Annotated in this window: 1 protein-coding gene; it reads left to right on the forward strand. The window is 29.5% G+C overall.

Going from position 1 to position 1,666, the window contains the following annotated elements; translation table 11 throughout:
* Positions 1-395 precede the first annotated feature (395 nt).
* On the forward strand, positions 396-1,666 hold a 1,271-nt coding region (locus C200_RS13810; RefSeq protein WP_033923847.1), incomplete at its 3' end, for a hypothetical protein.

Raw genomic sequence — 1,666 nt, forward strand, 5'->3', positions numbered from 1 at the left:
CGGTCCAACAAGTTTTTTGCAATCGCTGCGAGCCATGGAGTGCTAAGCACGGGGTGAGTAGGCCGAGGTAGGTTCGGGTTTTTAGCAGAGCGGAGTTGCGAAAGGCCGTTAGGTCTGTAGCAAGCGTAACGAGTGTCTAAAAATCTATACGAACCGTAGAGTCATGTGAGAGCACAGTAGTGGAGTGTGCCGATTCAAGGCACGTAACGCTGTGTGACGCGGACAGCCGAGGGTTTATAGTCGTCGCGTTTTGCTCGGCGATTTTGCATCATTGGATGTGCAAAATACCTACCGAGGTAGCGACGCTTACGAGCTCCCTACAACTTTTCGCAACAGTGCCTCAATTTTAGTATTGATGGCAAAAAATTAAAATAGTGATCAGAAGGAATAAATCTATGAAACTTTCAAAAGAAGAAGCAGCACTAATAATTTGGAATTTTTTTAAAAATAGTAAAATTAGAAAAAATTTTAAAAAACCTAATTCTGATTTTTTAGTAAAATATCCAACATTTGCTGTGGGTAATGATCCTTTACTTCAAACTAAAAAATTGATAAAACCTCAAAAATATTTTGCTGTGGTAGGTACAGGAGGGTTAAGAAATGTATTCCTAGCTAAGGAACTAACTTCAGAAAGATTAACGTTGAACCCTCATATCTTTATAGTTGATAACTCCTCTGATGTACATGAATTTTGGAACTTGACAAAAAAACTTTTTATAAAATCAAAATCATGTGATGATTTTTTTGAAAATTACAAAAACTCTGAATTAATTAAATCAAACTGTTTTAGAAAGTTTTCAAACTTAAAAAATAAAAATTTATTTTTTAATAAATTGGGAATAGATTCTGAATCTTATCACAATAATGAAATTACTAATTTTTTTAAAAATTTTTTCAATGATAAAGAAGAAAATTTTAAATGGATGAAAAATTCAATAGTTAATAGATTGATTTTAATAAGACAATCTTGGATAAGTCATGAAACTTTTAAATTCATAAAAAATATTTGTGATTATCATAGTTATGATGTTTATTGTTATCCTTCAAATATAGCTGAATTTTTAAATAACGATGATGATATAAAAAAATTTCATGAAAATATTAACTATCTAAATCCTAAGGCTGTTATTGAAACAAGTGGTTGTCATCAAACTGGGGTCCCTCATAAAGTTCACCATTATATTCAAGGTGTACATTCGCTAGTTCTTGACACCAAAGTAGAATTAAATAAAAAAATAAAATTAATAAAAATTAAAGAATATCTACAAAATTCAATGACAACAGAGTTCAAACAGATTTTATTTGATAAATGTAAAAATTTAAAAGATTTATGTTTTGTCTCATCATTACGACAGAGTGATTTTTTTTCTCAACAAAGTACAACTACAGGAAAAGAACTAAAGCGATTATTAAATTTAAATGAAAACTATTTACTTAAATTAGAGATTCATCCAAATGGTGATTCTGTTCGTATGCGTGATATAAGAAACTATGCTTTATATGAACAAAAAAGTAATAGTAATTATTTTTTTAATAATCAAGATAAAGAAAATATAAAAGAATTTTCTTTTTCAAAAGACAAACAAGAACCTACGTTAATCTTCACAAATAATTTAAAAAGATTAACTTCTAACGTTACGCTTGCTGGCACTGTTGCAAAAAATTT

Source organism: Piscirickettsia salmonis LF-89 = ATCC VR-1361, assembly GCF_000297215.2.
In the GTDB taxonomy this organism is placed as follows: domain Bacteria; phylum Pseudomonadota; class Gammaproteobacteria; order Piscirickettsiales; family Piscirickettsiaceae; genus Piscirickettsia; species Piscirickettsia salmonis.